The organism is Micromonospora sp. CPCC 205561, assembly GCF_036906775.1.
GTDB lineage: Bacteria > Actinomycetota > Actinomycetes > Mycobacteriales > Micromonosporaceae > Micromonospora.
Window position 1 is genome coordinate 1 of the sequence record NZ_JBAKHV010000010.1, and the last position, 15,737, is coordinate 15,737.

Genomic DNA, 15,737 nt, shown 5'->3' on the forward strand with positions numbered 1-15,737 from the left:
GGCGGCGCGGCGGCCGAGACGCACGCCGGTGGCGCGGGGGCGGCCCCGCACGGCGGCGCGGGAGCCGGGCCGGCCGACGGCCCGGGCGGCCCGTCCGGTGACGGTTCGCGCAGCGGTCCGGCCGCTGCTGCCGGTGGCCGTCCGAATGGCACTCCGGCCGGTGGGGGTTCCAACGGCAACGGCGACGTGCCCGGTGCCGCTGCCGGTGGGGACGAGGACTGGCCCGAGCCCGCCCGTCCGGGTGGCTCCGCGCCGGATGCCGGCGACGCCGACGACTGGCCGGAGCCGGCCCGGTTGGGCGGCCCCCCGGCCGCCACGTCGACGACCGGGACACCGGCCGCCACCTCCGCGAGCGCCGGGCCGGCGGCCACCGCCGGCGCGTCGGCGGGCGGCGCGGCGGGCGTACCGAAGCCGGCCGGTCCCCCGGGTGCGCCGCAGCAGGCGACGCCCGCCGGCCCGCCGGTGAACAGCGCGATCGCGGCGGCGCGGGCGGCCGCGGCGGGACGCGGTCCGCGTCCGACCCAGCCGGCCCGGAAGACCGCGGACGCCGAGTGGGCGGGCGAGCCGCCGTACGACCCGGACTTCGACGGCCCGGTGCGCGGCGGCGCGGGGCGTCCCGGCGGTGCCCGGCCGGCGGCCCCGAACTTCGAGGGCTTCGACCCCGGCGACGAGCCGCTGGACGAGGTCATCGACGAGAAGACCGCCCGGGAGTCCAGCGAGGAGCAGGCGGTACGGCTGCTCCGCGAGGCGTTCGGCGCCGAGAAGATCGACGAGGTGGACGCCCGGTAGGGCGTCGACCGCTTCCCGGGCCCCGAACGACGCCCGCCCGACGGGCGTGACGAGGGTGGGGCGGTCAGACGGCCCAGGCGGGCAGGCCGTGCGGGTGCGCCTCGGCGAGCAGCCGCTCCGGCGCGGTGCCGATCCGGGCGCGCAGCTGGAAGTCGTTCCGGGCCTCCCGCGGGTGCGGCTCGAAGGAGAGGTGCGCGACCGGCGCGTCGGCGCTGCCCTCGGCGGCCAGCCGCTCCAGTTCGGCGGTGACCCGGGCCCACTCGTCGGCCGGCACGTACTGCCGCATCACCGAGTGCCACACCACCGTGAGCGTGCCGGGGCGCGGGCTGATCCCGGCCAGGAAGTCGGCGGCCCCCTTCGCGGCGACCCGGACCGGCAGCCGCCGGACCAGCTCCAGCGCGCCGGCCAGCCGGGCCGCGCGGGCGGTGTGCTGCGGCCAGACGTACGCCCGCAGCGCGAGCGCGCCGTCGGGGTCGGCCGGGTCGAGCGGGGTGATGTCGCAGCCGAGCCGCTCCACCACGGTCAGCCCGGGGTGCCCGTCGGCCGCCGCCCGCAACCATCGCGGCGCCCCGCCGCGCCAGGCGTCCGGCAGCACCACCGGGGAGTCGGGCGGCCCCCAGGCGAAGCCGGCGGCCTCGACGCGGAACCGGTCGGCGAGCAGGTTCAGCCCACCGCTCGCGCCCAGCTCGACCAGGCGTACCGGCAGCGCGCCGACCTCCCGGGTCGCGTGCAGCAGGCCGGCCAGCAGCAGGTTGGCCCGGCCGACCTCGTTGGTCTGCGGCGGCCGGCGCAGCCAGCCGCGCAGCGTGTCGTGCTCGGCCTCGACGACCGCCCGGAACGCCGCCCAGCAGGCGGGGGCGTCCGCCGCCCGGTACGCCCCGCCGGCGCTGGGATAGAACGGGGCCAGCCGCGGCGCCCGGCCCGTCAGCACCAGCGCGTGCACCCCGGCGAGCAGGCGCAGCGACACGATGTCGTCGGCGGGGGCGTCCTCGTACCCGGCGATGGCGGTGGCGCACGGTCCGCCGGCCCGGACGTCCCCGGCGGCGCGGGTCAGCAGGTCGGCGTAGAGGCCCGCGTCCATCGCGGCGCAGGCCCGCGCCTGCCGTTCGATGGCTGCCACGGCCTGTTCCCGGGACATCCGGCACCTCCGTCACGTCGGTCCCGTGATCGTGCGTCAGGCGCCGCCGACAGGGAAGCACCGGGCGGGGCGAGGCTGCTCACAGCGGATAGGCTGAACGGCGGCCGAGCAGACGAGTGCGAGAAGGAGCCATCCGTGCGCCCAGGTGGACAGCCGAACATGCAGCAGATGCTGAAGCAGGCGCAGAAGATGCAGCAGCAGATCGCCAAGGCGCAGGCCGAGCTCGCCGAGGCGGAGCTGACCGGCACCGCCGGCGGCGGCCTGGTCACCGCCACGGTCGCCGGCACCGGGGAGCTGAAGTCGATCAAGATCGACCCGCAGGCGGTGGACCCGGAGGACGTGGAGACCCTGGAGGATCTGGTCGTCGCCGCCATGCACAACGCGGCAGAGGCGGCCCGGGAGCTGACCGAGAAGAAGATGGGCCCGGTCTCCGGCGGCATGGGCGGCCTCGGCCTGCCCGGTTTCTGAGCGGCAGATGTACGAGGGCGCCATCCAGGATCTGATCGACGAGCTGGGCCGGCTGCCGGGCGTGGGCCCGAAGAGCGCCCAGCGGATCGCGTTCCACGTCCTGTCGGCGGACCCGGCGGACGTCAACCGGCTGGCGGGCGCGTTGCGCAAGGTCAAGGAACTGGTGCGGTTCTGCACCAGTTGCTACAACGTGGCCGAGTCCGAACGCTGCCGCATCTGCCGCGACCCACGCCGCACCGACGAGGTGCTCTGCGTGGTCGAGGAGCCGAAGGACGTGGTGGCGATCGAGCGGACCGGCGAGTTCCGGGGCCGCTACCACGTGCTCGGCGGCGCGATCAATCCGCTGGAGGGGATCGGGCCGGACAATCTGCGCATCCGCGAGCTGATGACCCGGCTCAGCGACGGCACGGTGCGGGAGTTGATCCTCGCCACCGACCCGAACACCGAGGGCGAGGCGACCGCGACGTACCTCGCCCTGATGGTCAAGCCGATGGGCATCGCGGTGACCCGGCTGGCGAGCGGCCTGCCGGTCGGCGGAGACCTGGAGTACGCCGACGAGATCACCCTCGGTCGCGCCTTCGAGGGGCGCCGCGCCGTCTGATCGTCGCGTCCATGGCCGGCACCGGAATCCGGGGTGCCGGCCATGGTCGTCCGCAGCCGCGGGGACCAGTCCGGGGTCTGACATGGGTACGACGCCAGCGACGATCGATGTAACAAATCCGCATCGACCAACCGGGACGTAATGCCCCTTTGGTGGTGCTCCGGAAGTGCCTTCGGCGCGGTGCGCAGCGGTTAAGACACGATCCGGTACCAACCGGTTCCTCGACGGTTTCCCGCCGGTCCGAACGAGGGCTAAGGTCACGGCGATCGGTGACCCCTGTCACCACGATTGTCCGTACCCCCAAGGACGAGGTGAAGCACCCATGCGTGCATCCAGGCCGAAGGTCGCCATCGCGGCCGTCGCGGTCGCGGCCCTCGCGGTAGCAGGCTGCGCCGAGAGCGACCGCGATGACAGTTCCGGCGGTAGCAAGAAGGACACCCTGGTCTTCGGCGTAGCCGGAGACCCGAAGGTGCTGGACCCGAGCTTCGCCAGCGACGGTGAGTCGCTGCGCGTGGCGCGTCAGGTCTTCGAGACGCTGGTCCGTCCGGAGGAGGGTGGCACCAAGGTCACCCCCGGCCTGGCCGAGTCCTGGACCCCGGACGCCGCCGGCACCACGTGGACCTTCAAGCTCCGCTCGGGCGTGAAGTTCCACGACGGCGCCGAATTCAACGCCGAGGCCGTCTGCAAGAACTTCGACCGCTGGTACAACGCCAAGGGCCTCATGCAGAGCCCGGACGTGACCGCGTACTGGCAGGACGTCATGGGTGGCTTCGCGAAGAACGAGAACGCGGAGCTGCCGGCGAGCCTCTTCAAGTCCTGCACCGCCAAGGACGCCACGACGGTCGACCTGAGCTTCACCCGGGTCTCCAGCAAGATCCCCGCCGCGTTGATGCTGCCGTCGTTCTCCATGCACAGCCCGAAGGCGCTGGAGCAGTACGACGCCAGCAACGTGAGCGGCACCGCCGACGACATCAAGTACCCGTCCTACGCGATGGAGCACCCGACCGGCACCGGTCCGTTCAAGTTCAAGTCCTGGGACGTCGCGAACAAGACGCTCACCCTGGAGCGCAACGAGGACTACGCCGGCAACAAGGCCAAGCTGAAGACCCTGATCTTCAAGACCATCTCCGACGAGAACGCGCGCAAGCAGGCGCTGCGTTCCGGCGACATCCAGGGGTACGACCTGGTCGGCCCGGCCGACGTCGAGCCGCTGAAGGGTGAGGGCTTCAACGTCCTGACCCGCCCGGCGTTCAACGTCCTCTACCTGGCCATCAACCAGAAGGGCAACCCGAAGCTCGCCGACGTGAAGGTCCGCCAGGCCATCGCGCACGCGCTGAACCGGCAGGCCCTGGTCGACTCGAAGCTGCCCCCGGGCGCCAAGGTCGCCGAGAACTTCATGCCGGACACCGTCGAGGGCTGGAACGGCGACGTCACCAAGTACGACTACAACCCGGAGAAGGCCAAGACGCTGCTGGCCGAGGCCGGCGCGACCAACCTGACCCTGCGGTTCCACTACCCGACCGAGGTCACCCGGCCCTACATGCCGAGCCCGAAGGACATCTTCGAGCTGCTCTCGGCGGACCTCAAGGCGGTCGGCATCAACGTCCAGGCCATCCCGCTGAAGTGGAGCCCGGACTACCTGAACGCGACCACCTCGGGCAACAAGCACGACCTGCACTTCCTCGGCTGGACCGGTGACTACGGCGACGCGTACAACTTCATCGGCACCTTCTTCGACCGGCCGAAGGCCGAGTGGGGCTTCACGAACGCGGCCCTGTTCGCCCAGTTCAAGGACGCCGACACCACCGCCGACGTGGCGGCCCGGACCGAGAAGTACAAGGCCCTGAACAAGGCCATCATGGACTTCCTGCCCGGTGTCCCGGTGTCGCACTCGCCGCCGGCCATCGTGTTCGGCAAGGACGTGACCGGGGTCAAGGCGAGCCCGCTCACCGACGAGCGGTTCGGCACCGCCGAGTTCAAGTCCTGATCTGACGCTCCGAACGCGGGCGGGCGCTGTTTCGACAGCGTCCGCCCGCGACCCTCCGTACCCCCTTCGAGGCCGCCGTGTTCCGGTTCATCGTCAGACGCCTGCTCCAGCTGATACCGACGCTGTTCGGGCTCTCCCTCCTGCTCTTCATCTGGCTCCGCCGGCTGCCCGGCGGTCCCGAGACCGCCATCCTCGGCGAGCGCGGTACGCCCGAGATGCGTGCCGCCATCCGGCGCAACATGGGCCTGGACGAGCCGATCCTGGTGCAGTACGGCCGGTTCGTCCGGCGGCTGCTCCGGCTGGACCTGGGCACGTCGACCAACACCAGGCGGGCGGTCACCACCGAGTTCCTGGAGCGTTTCCCGGGCACCGTCGAGCTGACGGTCATGGCGCTGGTGATCGCGATCGGGCTCGGTATCCCGCTCGGCTACCTGGCCGCCCGCCGCCGCGGCCAACTGCTCGACCACGCCTCGGTGGGTGGCTCGCTGATCGGCATCTGCATCCCCGTCTTCTTCCTGGCGTACGTGCTGAAGGCGATCTTCTCGGAGAACCTCGGCTGGTTCCCGTCGAGCGGCCGGCAGGACCCGACGCTCGGCGCGACCCGGGTCACCAACTTCTTCGTCCTCGACGGCCTGATGACCCGGGAGTGGGACGCCGCGGCCGACGCGCTCTGGCATCTGGTGCTGCCGGGCGTGGCGCTGGCCAGCATCCCCCTGGCGATCATCGTCCGGATCACCCGGGCCAGCGTGCTGGAGGTGCTCAACGAGGACTTCGTCCGCACGGCGGAGGCGAAGGGCCTCACCGAGCGGACCGTCCGTCGCCGGCACGTGCTGCGCAACGCGATGCTGCCGGTGGTCACCTCGATCGGCCTGCTCACCGGCGGCCTGCTCTCCGGAGCGGTGCTGACCGAGACCGTCTTCGCCTTCAGCGGCATCGGGGCGTTCATCTACGACGCGATCGGCCACCGGGACTACCCGGTACTGATGGGCTTCATCATGATCATTGCGGTGGTGTACGTGCTGGTGAACCTTTTGGTCGACCTCTCCTACAGCCTGATCGACCCGAGGGTGAGGGTGCGATGACGATCAGCACGAGCAAGAAGAAGGAGAAGCTCGACCGCCTCTCCGAGCTGGCCGCGCGGGACGACGAGCGCGGCGTCAGCCTCTGGCAGGAGGCGTTCCGCCGGCTGCGGCGCAACCCCGCGGCGATCATCGGCGCGGTCATCCTGGTGCTCTTCGTCCTGGTGGCGGTGATCGGGCCGTTCCTCGTCCCGTACGGGCCGACCGACGCGATCGGCATCCGCGAGGGGCTGGTGAAGTCGGGCCAGGGGATCATCCCGGGGGCCTCGGGCGAGCACTGGTTGGGCTTCGACCACCAGGGCCGCGACGTCTTCAGCCGGATGATCGTCGGTGCCCGGCAGACCCTGCTGGTCGGCGTGGTCTCCACCCTGATCGGCCTGGCGATCGGCGCGGTCATCGGCGGGGTCGCCGGCGCGTCCGCCGGCCTGGGCGGCCGGTGGGGCCGGGCGATCGACACCGCGCTCATGCGGGTCGTCGACATGATGCTGGCGCTGCCCAGCCTGCTGCTGGCGGTGAGCATCGCGGCCCTGCTCGGGGCCAGCCTGACCACCGTGATGATCGCGGTCGGCGTGGTCTCCGTACCGGTCTTCGCCCGCCTGCTGCGCGGCTCGATGATCTCCCAGGCCAACAGCGACTACGTGCTGGCCGCCACCGCCCTGGGCGTCAAGAAGTCCAAGATCGCACTCACCCACGTGGTGCCGAACTCGCTCGCCCCGGTGATCGTGCAGGCCACCCTGACCCTGGCGACCGCGATCATCGAGGCGGCCGCGCTCTCCTTCCTCGGCCTCGGCAATCCCGACACGGCCGTGCCGGAGTGGGGCGTCATGCTCGCCGACGCGCAGCAGTACCTCGGCATCCGGCCCGGGCTGGCGATCTACCCGGCGGTCGCGATCATCATCACCGCGCTCGGCTTCACCCTGCTCGGTGAGGCGATGCGTGAGGCTCTCGACCCGAAGCTGCGGAAGTAGGTCGGCATGCGTGAAGCGCGAGGAGTGAGCTTGCGAGCCCCGCAGTCGCGAGCGGGGTCGGTAGAGCGTGAAGCGCGAGGAGTGAGCTTGCGAGCCCCGCAGTCGCGAAGGGAAGGCCGGTAATGGCACTACTCGAAGTGGACGAGCTCTCCGTCACCTTCGCCCGGCGCGGTCAGCGCACCGTGCACGCGGTCGACGGGGTCTCCTTCTCCGTCGACGCGGGCGAGGTGGTCGGTCTGGTGGGCGAGTCCGGCTGCGGCAAGAGCGTCACCTCGCTGGCGATCATGGGTCTGCTGCCCAAGCAGCCGGGCCTGCGGGTCGGCGGCAAGGCGGTCTTCGACGGCACCGACCTGCTCCAGCTCGACGACCGGTCCCGGCGGGACATCCGGGGCCGGGACGTCGCCATGATCTTCCAGGACCCGCTCTCCTCGCTGAACCCGGTGATCCCGATCGGCCTGCAGGTCACCGAGGTGCTCACGCGGCACCGGGGGATGCGGGGCGCGGCGGCCGAGAAGGAGGCCGCGGCGCTGCTGGACCGGGTCGGCATCCCCGACCCGAAGCGCCGGCTGAAGGAGTACCCGCACCAGCTCTCCGGCGGCATGCGGCAGCGGGCCCTGATCGCGATGGCCGTGGCCTGCAAGCCCCGGCTGCTGATCGCCGACGAGCCGACCACGGCGCTGGACGTCACCATCCAGGCGCAGATCCTGGAGCTGCTCAAGGAACTGGTCCGCGACTCCGGCACCGCCCTGGTGATGATCACGCACGACCTGGGTGTGGTCGCCGGCATGTGCGACACCATCAACGTGCTCTACGCGGGCCGGGTGGTGGAGACGGCCCGCCGGCGCCCGCTGTTCCGCGAGCCCCGGCACCCGTACACGGTGGGGCTGCTCGGCTCGGTGCCGCGCCTGGACGCCGGGCGCGGCGAGCGGCTCAACCCGATCCCCGGCTCGGTCCGCGACCTCCTGCCCTGGCCGGACGGCTGCGCCTTCGCGCCGCGCTGCGCCCGGCGGGTGGACGAGTGCGTGGGAGAGCCGCCCGCGCTGGTGCTCACCCACGACGGCCGCAGCTACCGTTGCGTCAACCCCGCGCCGGTGCCCGGCACCGTGCCCCCGGGGCCCGGCGGCGGGTCGGCGGCGCCGGTGGCGACCCCCGACGCCCCGGCCGCGCGGGCCTCGGCCGGTAACGTCCCGGCGGAGCGGGCTTCGGCCACGGGCGTCCCGGCGCAGGCCGCGCCGGACACGAGCGTTCCGGCGGCGCCGGCGACCACGGGCCCGGTGCCCGCCCCGCGCGAGGAGGAGAAGCCGTGACCGAGAACGACATCCTCGTCGAGGTCCGCGACCTGAAGGTGCACTTCCCGATCCGGCGGGGCGTGATCCTGGACCGGACGGTCGGCCACGTGAAGGCCGTCGACGGCGTCGACCTGAGCATCGCGCGCGGCAGGACGTACGGCCTGGTCGGCGAGTCCGGCTGCGGCAAGTCCACGCTGGGCCGGGCGCTGCTCCAGCTCACCCCGCCCACCGCGGGCGAGGTCAGGTTCGACGGCGTCGAGCTGACCACGCTGCCGGCGGGCAAGCTGCGGTCGATGCGCCGCCGGATGCAGATGATCTTCCAGGACCCGATGTCGAGCCTCGACCCCCGGCAGAACGTCGAGTCGATCCTCACCGAGGGGTTGCAGACCCACGGCATCGGCGGCAACCGGGACGAGCGGCGGCGGATCATCGGCGAGACGCTGGACGCGGTGGGGCTGCCCCGCTGGGCGCTCTCCCGCTACCCGCACGAGTTCTCCGGCGGCCAGCGGCAGCGCATCGGCATCGCCCGCGCGCTGGTGCTCGGACCCGAGCTGATCGTCGCCGACGAGCCGGTCTCCGCGCTCGACGTGTCGATCCAGGCCCAGGTGGTGAACCTTCTCGACGAACTCCAGGAGAGCCTCGGCCTGACCTACCTGGTGATCGCGCACGACCTCGCGGTGGTGCGGCACATCTCCGACACCGTCGGCGTGATGTACCTGGGCGCGCTGGTCGAGGAGGCGCCGAGCGACCGGCTCTACACCGAGCCGCTGCACCCGTACACCCGGGCGCTGATGTCGGCGGTGCCGGTGCCGGACCCGGACGTGGAGGACCGCCGCGAGCGCATCCTGCTCGCCGGCGACCTGCCGTCACCGGCCAACCCGCCGGCGGGCTGCCGGTTCCACACCCGCTGCCCCTGGGCGCAGCCCACCCGCTGCGCGCAGGAACGGCCCGCGCTGCGCGACATCGGCGGCAGCCGGGTCGCCTGCCACTGGGCCGAGTCGATCGCCAGCGGCGAGCTGCGACCGCACAAGGTCAGCGTGCAGCTCACCCGCCCGGTCGGCGAGGGCGAGGAGCCGCACACCGTCTCCGCCCCCAGCGAGCCGGGCTCCTACGTCTGACCCGGTTCACGGACGCGGCCCCGGCGCAGGGGCCGCGTCCGGCCGGCCCGCGCGCCGGCCGGGTCAGCCCTCGGGGCGGTGCAGCAGGGCGACCGCGATGCCGTGCACCGCGTCCAGCCCCGCCGGGTCGGTCAGCGCGACCCGGCCGCCGCTGACCGCGTACCACTCGTCGGCGTCCTTGTACTGCACCGTCAGCGTCACCTGGCCGTCGGCGTGGGCGGTGCGCAGGGTCAGCTCGCCGGTGACCACCCCGACCTCGTCGGTCATCACCCCGCCGGGGCCGGGCACGATGTCGGCCGCCAGCTCCCGCGCGGCGGTCGACGTGCCCTCGGCGTCGGCGGCCATCCCCGCCCCCGGTACCCCGGTGGTCGTGCCGGCCGCGCCGTCCGCGGTCATGCCGGCCGTGGTCGGCCCGGCCGACGCGCCGCCGGCGCCCGCCGCGGCTGCCCCGGCGGTGGCCGCCGGCGTCTGCTCCGGCGCGGGGGTCGACCCGGCCCCGGTCACGGCTTGCTCGCCCATGTGCAGCCCTCCAACATGTCGGTCAGGGCGGCCTTCTCGGCATTGGTGATCGTCAGCCGCCAGTGGTGCTTGACCGTCACCCAGTTCTCGGCGTACTGGCACCAGAACGACCGGTTCGCCGGCTTCCACTGGGACGGGTCCTGGTCACCCTTTGCCCGGTTGGAGGACGCGGAAACCGCGATGAGCTGCGGCCGGTCCAGGTCGTTGGCGAACTCGCCACGCTTCGCGTCGTCCCACTCGTCGGCGCCGGAACGCCACGCGTTGGCCAGCGGCACCATGTGGTCGATGTCCACGTCGGACGGGTCGGTCAGGGCCCGGCTGTCGTACACGCTCTCCCAGCGGCCGTCGACCACGTTGCAGCCGGAGAGCTTGATGTCCTCCCCGTCGCGCTTCAGCACGTTGTCGCGTACGTCGCAGTTCTTGCCGGTGTCCCGCCAGTGCGGGAAGCGCTCCCGGCTGTAGCCCTTCATCGACCCCGCGTTGGCCACGGTCAGCTGGGAGAGCTTCTGCCCGACGTCGCCCCCGCCGCTGCTCGGGGGGCTGTCCGGCTCGTCGACGGCGGCGCAGCCGGCCGCGCCGAGCGCCAGCGCCGCGGCCAGTGCGGCCGTCACCGCGGCGCGCGGTCCTGATCTGGTACGCACAGACGACACCTCTCCAGCTTGCGGGCTCCCGGCGATCCCGCACAGTACCCGGGTGTGGTTTCGGCGATTCGTGGCGTCTCTCATATCGTGCACGGCAGATTGGACGCCATGACCGAAAACCCGCCCGCCCTCCGGCTGGGTACCGCCGACGGACGGGGCACCCTGCTCGCGGCCGTCCTCGCCTCCGGCATGGTCTTCCTGGACAGCACGGTGGTCAACGTGGCCCTGCCCCGGCTCGGCGCCGACCTCGGCGCCACCGTCGCCGGGCTCCAGTGGACGGTCAACGGCTACCTGCTGATGCTCGCCGCCTTCGTCCTGCTCGGCGGCGCGCTCGGCGACCGCTTCGGGCGGCGGCGGGTCTTCCTGCTCGGGGTGGTCTGGTTCACCGTCGCGTCGCTGCTCTGCGGCCTGGCGCAGAGCACGGAATGGCTGGTCGCGGCCCGGTTCCTCCAGGGCGCCGGGGGCGCGCTGCTCACCCCGGGTTCGCTGGCGGTGCTCCAGTCGAGCTTCCACCCGGACCACCGGGGCCGCGCCATCGGCGCGTGGTCGGGGCTCTCCGGCGTCTCCACCGCGCTCGGGCCGTTCGTCGGCGGCTGGCTGATCGACGCGCTCTCCTGGCGGTGGATCTTCTTCCTGAACCTGCCGCTGGCCGTGCTGGTGGTGCTCGCCGCGCTGCGCTGGGTGCCGGAGAGCCGGGACGAGGCCGCGTCACGCACGGCGGGGCCGGGGCGGCGGCGCCGCCGGTTCGACGTGACCGGCGCGCTGCTCGGCGCGCTCGCCCTGGCCGGCGTGACGTACGCGCTGATCGACGCCCCGGTCCGGGGTGTCGACTCGGTGCCGGTGTTGGCGGCCGTGCTGGCCGGCCTGCTCGGCGCGGTGGCCTTCGTGCTGGTCGAGCGGCGTCGGGGGGAGAGCGCGATGCTGCCCACCGGCCTCTTCGGCAGCCGGCTCTTCTCCGTGCTGAACGTCTACACCGTGCTGGTCTACGCGGCGCTCGGCGGGTTCACCTTCTTCCTCGCCGTCTACCTGCAGAACGTGGTCGGCTGGTCGGCGTTGCTCACCGGGGTCGCGCTGCTGCCGATGACCGTGCTGCTGCTCGTCGGCTCGGCCCGGGCCGGCGCGTTGTCGGCGCGGATCGGACCGCGGCTGCCGCTGACCGTCGGGCCGGTGGTCGCCGCCGCCGGGCTGGTGCTGCTGCGCGGTGTCGACCCCGACGCGTCTTACTGGCGGGACGTGCTGCCCGGCGTGGTGCTCTTCGGGGCCGGGCTGACGCTGGTGGTGGCGCCGCTGACCGCCTCCGTGCTGGCCGCCGTCGACGACCGGTTCGCCGGCGTGGCGAGCGGCTTCAACAACGCCGCTTCCCGGGCCGGGGGCCTGCTGGCGGTGGCGGCGCTCCCGCTGCTGGTCGGGCTCTCCGGCACCGGCTACGCGCAGCGGGCCGCGCTGACCGGCGCCTACCGGGGCGCGATGCTCTGGTGCGCCGGCCTGCTGCTGGCCGGGGCGGCGATGGCCGCCCTGCTCATCCACCGCCCGCCCCGGAAGTGAGGCGGGGCCGCCCGTCGACACCCACGCGTCGGCAGGCGGCCCGGCCCACCCGTCAGGCGCGGGCGCGGTTGACCGCGCTCGTCACGGCCTTCACGGAGGCGGTGACGATGTTGGCGTCGGTGCCGACGCCCCAGACCGTACGACCGTCGACCTCGCATTCCACGTACGCGGCGGCCTGCGCGTCCCCGCCGGAGGAGAGCGCGTGCTCGTGGTAGTCGAGCACCCGTACCGCCACGCCCACCGACTGGAGCGCGCTGACGTACGCGTCGATCGGGCCGTTGCCGACGGCGGTCAGCGAGCGGGGCTCCCCGCCCAGGCCGACGCGGGCCTCGATCTCGACCTTGCCCTCGGCGGTGCCGATGGCGTAGCCGTCGAGGGTGAGCGCCGGGTCGACCTGGTGGTCGAGCAGGTAGTGCGCGGCGAAGATCTCCCACATCGTGCCCGGGTCGACCTCGCCACCGTCGTGGTCGGTCACCTGCTGGACCACGCCGGAGAACTCGATCTGGAGCCGGCGCGGCAGGTCGAGCTGGTGCTCGCTCTTCATGATGTACGCGACGCCGCCCTTGCCGGACTGCGAGTTGACCCGGATGACCGCCTCGTAGGTGCGGCCCAGGTCCTTCGGGTCGATCGGCAGGTAGGGCACCGCCCAGGTGTGCTGGTCGATCGGCACCCCGGCCGCCGCCGCGTCCCTGGCGAGCGCGTCGAAGCCCTTCTTGATCGCGTCCTGGTGGGAGCCGGAGAAGGCGGTGTAGACGAGGTCGCCCGCGTACGGGTGGCGCTCGTGCACCGGGAGCTGGTTGCAGTACTCGACGGCGCGGCGCACCTCGTCGATGTTCGAGAAGTCGATCATCGGGTCGACGCCCTGGGAGAAGAGGTTGAGCCCCAGCGTCACCAGGTCGACGTTGCCGGTGCGCTCGCCGTTGCCGAACAGGCAGCCCTCGACCCGGTCCGCGCCGGCCAGCAGCCCCAGCTCGGCGGCGGCGACGCCGGTGCCCCGGTCGTTGTGCGGATGCAGGCTGAGCACCAGGCTGTCCCGCCGGGGCAGGTGCCGGTGCATCCACTCGATCGAGTCGGCGTAGACGTTCGGCATGGCCATCTCGACGGTGGCCGGCAGGTTGACGATCAGCTTGCGGTCCGGGGTCGGGTCGATCACCTCGATGACCTTGGCGCAGACCTCCAGCGCGTACTCGAGCTCCGTGCCCGTGTAGGACTCGGGCGAGTACTCGTAGTAGATGTCCGTGTCGGGGGTGTGGATCTCCGCGTACTTGCGGCAGAGCCGCGCGCCCTGGGTGGCGATGTCGGCGATGCCGTCGCGGTCCAGCCCGAAGACCACCCGCCGCTGGAGCGTGGAGGTCGAGTTGTAGAAGTGCACGATCGCCCGCCGCGCGCCGCGCAGCGACTCGAAGGTGCGCTCGATCAGGTGCTCCCGGCACTGGGTGAGCACCTGGATCGTGACGTCGGAGGGGATCAGGTCCTGCTCGATGAGCTGCCGCACGAAGTCGTAGTCCGTCTGGCTGGCCGAGGGGAAGCCGACCTCGATCTCCTTGTAGCCCATCTGCACGAGCAGCTGGAACATCCGGCGCTTGCGCTCCGGCGACATCGGGTCGATCAGCGCCTGGTTGCCGTCGCGCAGGTCCACCGCGCACCAGCGCGGCGCGGCCTCGACGTGCCGCGCCGGCCAGGTGCGGTCGGGCAGGCCGAGCCGGAACTGCTGCCGGTACGGCTGGTAGCGGTGGTACGGCATCCGGCTCGGACGCTGCCGGGCGATCGGATCGGTCTCAGCGTCGGTGACGGGTTGAGCCATGACGGAGTGCTCCCTGGAACATGTGGCGTCAGCAATCGGAAAGGTGTCGGCCAGGTGCCGGGCGACGGTGCCCGGGCGGTTGCCGATGGGAGGTTCGGATGTGCTGGACGGCGCGGTTCGACTCCGCGACGAGGTGCCGGCCTTCAGGCCTCGTCGCGGCGACCAAGGAGAAGGTACGCCCGCCACATGACCACGTAACCCTACGTGGTGGGACGGGACGTGGGAAGGTCGGTCCGGACTGTGGGACCGGATTCACCCTTCCGGCACCATCGCCGACGCCTCCGGGCGGGCGGCGGTCCGTCGCGGTCCCCCGGGGTCAGCAGGTTCGTGGCGGGGGCTCTCAGGTCAACAGGAGCTCGGCCAGGGGGAGGCGGCGGCGCAGCCCGGTCTCCGAGCGCAGCAGGTCGGCGGGGAGGCTGAGCGGGTCACCGAGTTGCCCGACGGCCACCACCACGTGCGGCCGTACGCCCGCCGGCAGGTCGAGGTCGGCGGCCAGGCCGGCGTGGTCGAGGTCGCGCAGCTGGCGTACGTGCAGGCCGAGCGCCGTGGCCTGCACGGTGAGGTGGGCGACCGCCTGACCCAGGTCGTACGCGTGCCTCGCCGGGCCCGTGCGGTGCGCGCCCAGGAGCAGCGCGGCGGCGCGCTGCGCCCACCGCTGGTCCCCGGCCGGCAGGTTGACCACGATCCGCTTGAACGTCTCGTCGTCGCGGTGCCCGAGCGCGAACCGCCACGGTTGGGCGTTGCCGGCCGAGGGCGCCCAGCGGGCCGCCTCCAGCAGCGTGGACGCGTCCTCCCGGGTCAGCTCCGCCGCCGGGTCGAAGGACCGGGGGCTCCAGCGGAACGCGAGCAGCGGGGTGAGGTCGGCCATGGCCCAACTGTCCCCTACGGGCGAATAGGGGCCTACGGGAGGTATGTCCGAATGTGGCGAACGGCACCGTAACGTCCTGCGGGGTCAGGGCGTTCCCGCGCCCGGGCTACCGGTCGGCTCCGGCGCCGCGGTGCCGAGCGGCTCCGCGTCGACCACCGGCCCGGCGAGCTGGACGGTCGCCGGGGCCGGCCCGGGCGCCCCGGTGAGGGTCAGGGTGCCGAACGCCGTGCGTACCGCCGTGGGCGTGCCGTCGGGGCCGTAGCAGTAGATCCCGACGTCGAGCGGTGCGTTGATCGACGCCGAGGTGGTCTCGACCGAGTAGCAGGCGCCGGAGACGCCCGGCGGCGGCTCGGCGGGCGACACGGCGAGCGGGGCGCGTCGGTCGGTCAGCACGTCCAGCCAGTCGGTGAAGGGGTGCTGCACCCGGGGGTCGAGCCGGCGGGGCACGGCGTCGTCGGGATCGCCGAGGCGTACGCAGCCGGCCGGCTCGGGCCGCGCGGCGGACGGCAGGGCGCACTGGAACAGCCCGTCAGCGGTGGTGGCGAAGGACACGTCGACGGCTCCGCCGAGCGCGCCCCCCGGGACGTCGACCCGCCAGGTGCCGTCGTTCGCGCTGGTCACCAGGATGGTCCGGGGCGGGGTGTCCGGGGCGCTCAGCGTGTAGCTGGCCACCAGGTGCCGGTCCTGCGCGGCGGCCGCCAGCGCGGCCAGCTCGTCCCGTGCCGCGTCGACACCCGCCGGGGCCGGCGTCGACGTGGGCTCTGGCGGGGTGACCGGTTGCGCGGCGGCGCAGCCGACGAGGAGCGCCGGCAGGGCGAGTGCGAGCGGGGCGACGAGGCGTCGGGCCGGACGCGCCGACGCGCGCGCGGCCCTCGCGGCCGGGCCGGCCGGGCGGAGATGGGCGTGCACGGGGCCATTCTGCG

The 15,737-nt window shown here is 73.1% G+C and carries 14 protein-coding genes and 1 pseudogene; 9 read left to right on the forward strand and 6 right to left on the reverse strand.

Going from position 1 to position 15,737, the window contains the following annotated elements; genetic code table 11:
* Positions 1–789, forward strand: a pseudogene (locus tag V6V16_RS08410) (DNA polymerase III subunit gamma and tau); the annotation flags it as partial.
* Positions 790–853: 64 nt separating this feature from the next.
* On the opposite strand, the gene V6V16_RS08415 reads toward V6V16_RS08410, so the two are convergent.
* Positions 854–1,909: a DUF2332 domain-containing protein gene (locus V6V16_RS08415; protein ID WP_334561148.1), complete on the reverse strand. Its 1,056-nt coding sequence runs from the start codon at positions 1,907–1,909 to the stop codon at positions 854–856.
* A gap of 177 nt (positions 1,910–2,086) precedes the next feature.
* Here V6V16_RS08415 and V6V16_RS08420 point away from each other — a divergent pair, with 177 nt between their 5' ends.
* The 7 genes from V6V16_RS08420 (at position 2,087) to V6V16_RS08450 (ending at position 9,437) form a co-directional block, all read left to right on the forward strand.
* Entirely contained in the window at positions 2,087–2,395 is a 309-nt protein-coding gene (locus tag V6V16_RS08420; RefSeq protein WP_334561330.1) for a YbaB/EbfC family nucleoid-associated protein, read from the forward strand.
* A 7-nt stretch (positions 2,396–2,402) separates the two neighbouring features.
* Entirely contained in the window at positions 2,403–2,996 is a 594-nt protein-coding gene (gene recR, locus V6V16_RS08425) for a recombination mediator RecR (RefSeq protein WP_334561149.1), read from the forward strand.
* A gap of 322 nt (positions 2,997–3,318) precedes the next feature.
* The gene (locus V6V16_RS08430; protein ID WP_334561151.1) at positions 3,319–4,983 is read left to right on the forward strand and encodes an ABC transporter substrate-binding protein; all 1,665 of its coding nucleotides are present in this window, start codon (positions 3,319–3,321) and stop codon (positions 4,981–4,983) included.
* Positions 4,984–5,060: 77 nt separating this feature from the next.
* Positions 5,061–6,065 (forward strand): ABC transporter permease, encoded by a 1,005-nt coding sequence (locus tag V6V16_RS08435; RefSeq protein WP_334561154.1) that lies wholly within the window; start codon positions 5,061–5,063, stop codon positions 6,063–6,065.
* Positions 6,062–7,030 carry an ABC transporter permease gene (locus tag V6V16_RS08440; RefSeq protein ID WP_334561156.1) on the forward strand — a complete coding sequence of 323 codons (969 nt, stop codon included), beginning with the start codon at positions 6,062–6,064 and terminating at the stop codon, positions 7,028–7,030. Before V6V16_RS08435 ends, V6V16_RS08440 begins: the two co-directional genes overlap by 4 nt.
* Before the next feature lie 122 nt (positions 7,031–7,152).
* Positions 7,153–8,337, forward strand: a complete 1,185-nt coding sequence (locus tag V6V16_RS08445) for an ABC transporter ATP-binding protein (RefSeq protein ID WP_334561158.1) — start codon at positions 7,153–7,155, stop codon at positions 8,335–8,337.
* Positions 8,334–9,437 (forward strand): ABC transporter ATP-binding protein, encoded by a 1,104-nt coding sequence (locus V6V16_RS08450; RefSeq protein ID WP_334561160.1) that lies wholly within the window; start codon positions 8,334–8,336, stop codon positions 9,435–9,437. Before V6V16_RS08445 ends, V6V16_RS08450 begins: the two co-directional genes overlap by 4 nt.
* 63 nt (positions 9,438–9,500) lie before the next feature.
* Here V6V16_RS08450 and V6V16_RS08455 read toward each other — a convergent pair whose 3' ends face one another.
* Both V6V16_RS08455 and V6V16_RS08460 read right to left on the reverse strand, forming a co-directional pair.
* Positions 9,501–9,956: a hypothetical protein gene (locus V6V16_RS08455; RefSeq protein WP_334561162.1), complete on the reverse strand. Its 456-nt coding sequence runs from the start codon at positions 9,954–9,956 to the stop codon at positions 9,501–9,503.
* Positions 9,938–10,597 (reverse strand): HNH endonuclease family protein, encoded by a 660-nt coding sequence (locus tag V6V16_RS08460; protein WP_334561165.1) that lies wholly within the window; start codon positions 10,595–10,597, stop codon positions 9,938–9,940. Before V6V16_RS08460 ends, V6V16_RS08455 begins: the two co-directional genes overlap by 19 nt.
* Before the next feature lie 108 nt (positions 10,598–10,705).
* Between V6V16_RS08460 and V6V16_RS08465 the strand changes: the two genes are divergently transcribed.
* The gene (locus tag V6V16_RS08465; RefSeq protein WP_334561167.1) at positions 10,706–12,142 is read left to right on the forward strand and encodes an MFS transporter; all 1,437 of its coding nucleotides are present in this window, start codon (positions 10,706–10,708) and stop codon (positions 12,140–12,142) included.
* Between the two features lie 52 nt (positions 12,143–12,194).
* Here the strand turns inward: V6V16_RS08465 and leuA are convergent, their stop codons facing one another.
* From leuA to V6V16_RS08480, 3 genes are all read right to left on the reverse strand, one after another.
* On the reverse strand, positions 12,195–13,946 hold the full coding sequence (gene leuA / locus V6V16_RS08470) for a 2-isopropylmalate synthase (protein ID WP_334561168.1): 1,752 nt from the start codon (positions 13,944–13,946) through the stop codon (positions 12,195–12,197).
* Positions 13,947–14,286: 340 nt separating this feature from the next.
* Positions 14,287–14,814 (reverse strand): nitroreductase family protein, encoded by a 528-nt coding sequence (locus V6V16_RS08475; protein ID WP_334561169.1) that lies wholly within the window; start codon positions 14,812–14,814, stop codon positions 14,287–14,289.
* 84 nt (positions 14,815–14,898) lie between these two features.
* Positions 14,899–15,723 (reverse strand): hypothetical protein, encoded by an 825-nt coding sequence (locus tag V6V16_RS08480; protein WP_334561170.1) that lies wholly within the window; start codon positions 15,721–15,723, stop codon positions 14,899–14,901.
* Positions 15,724–15,737 lie beyond the last annotated feature (14 nt).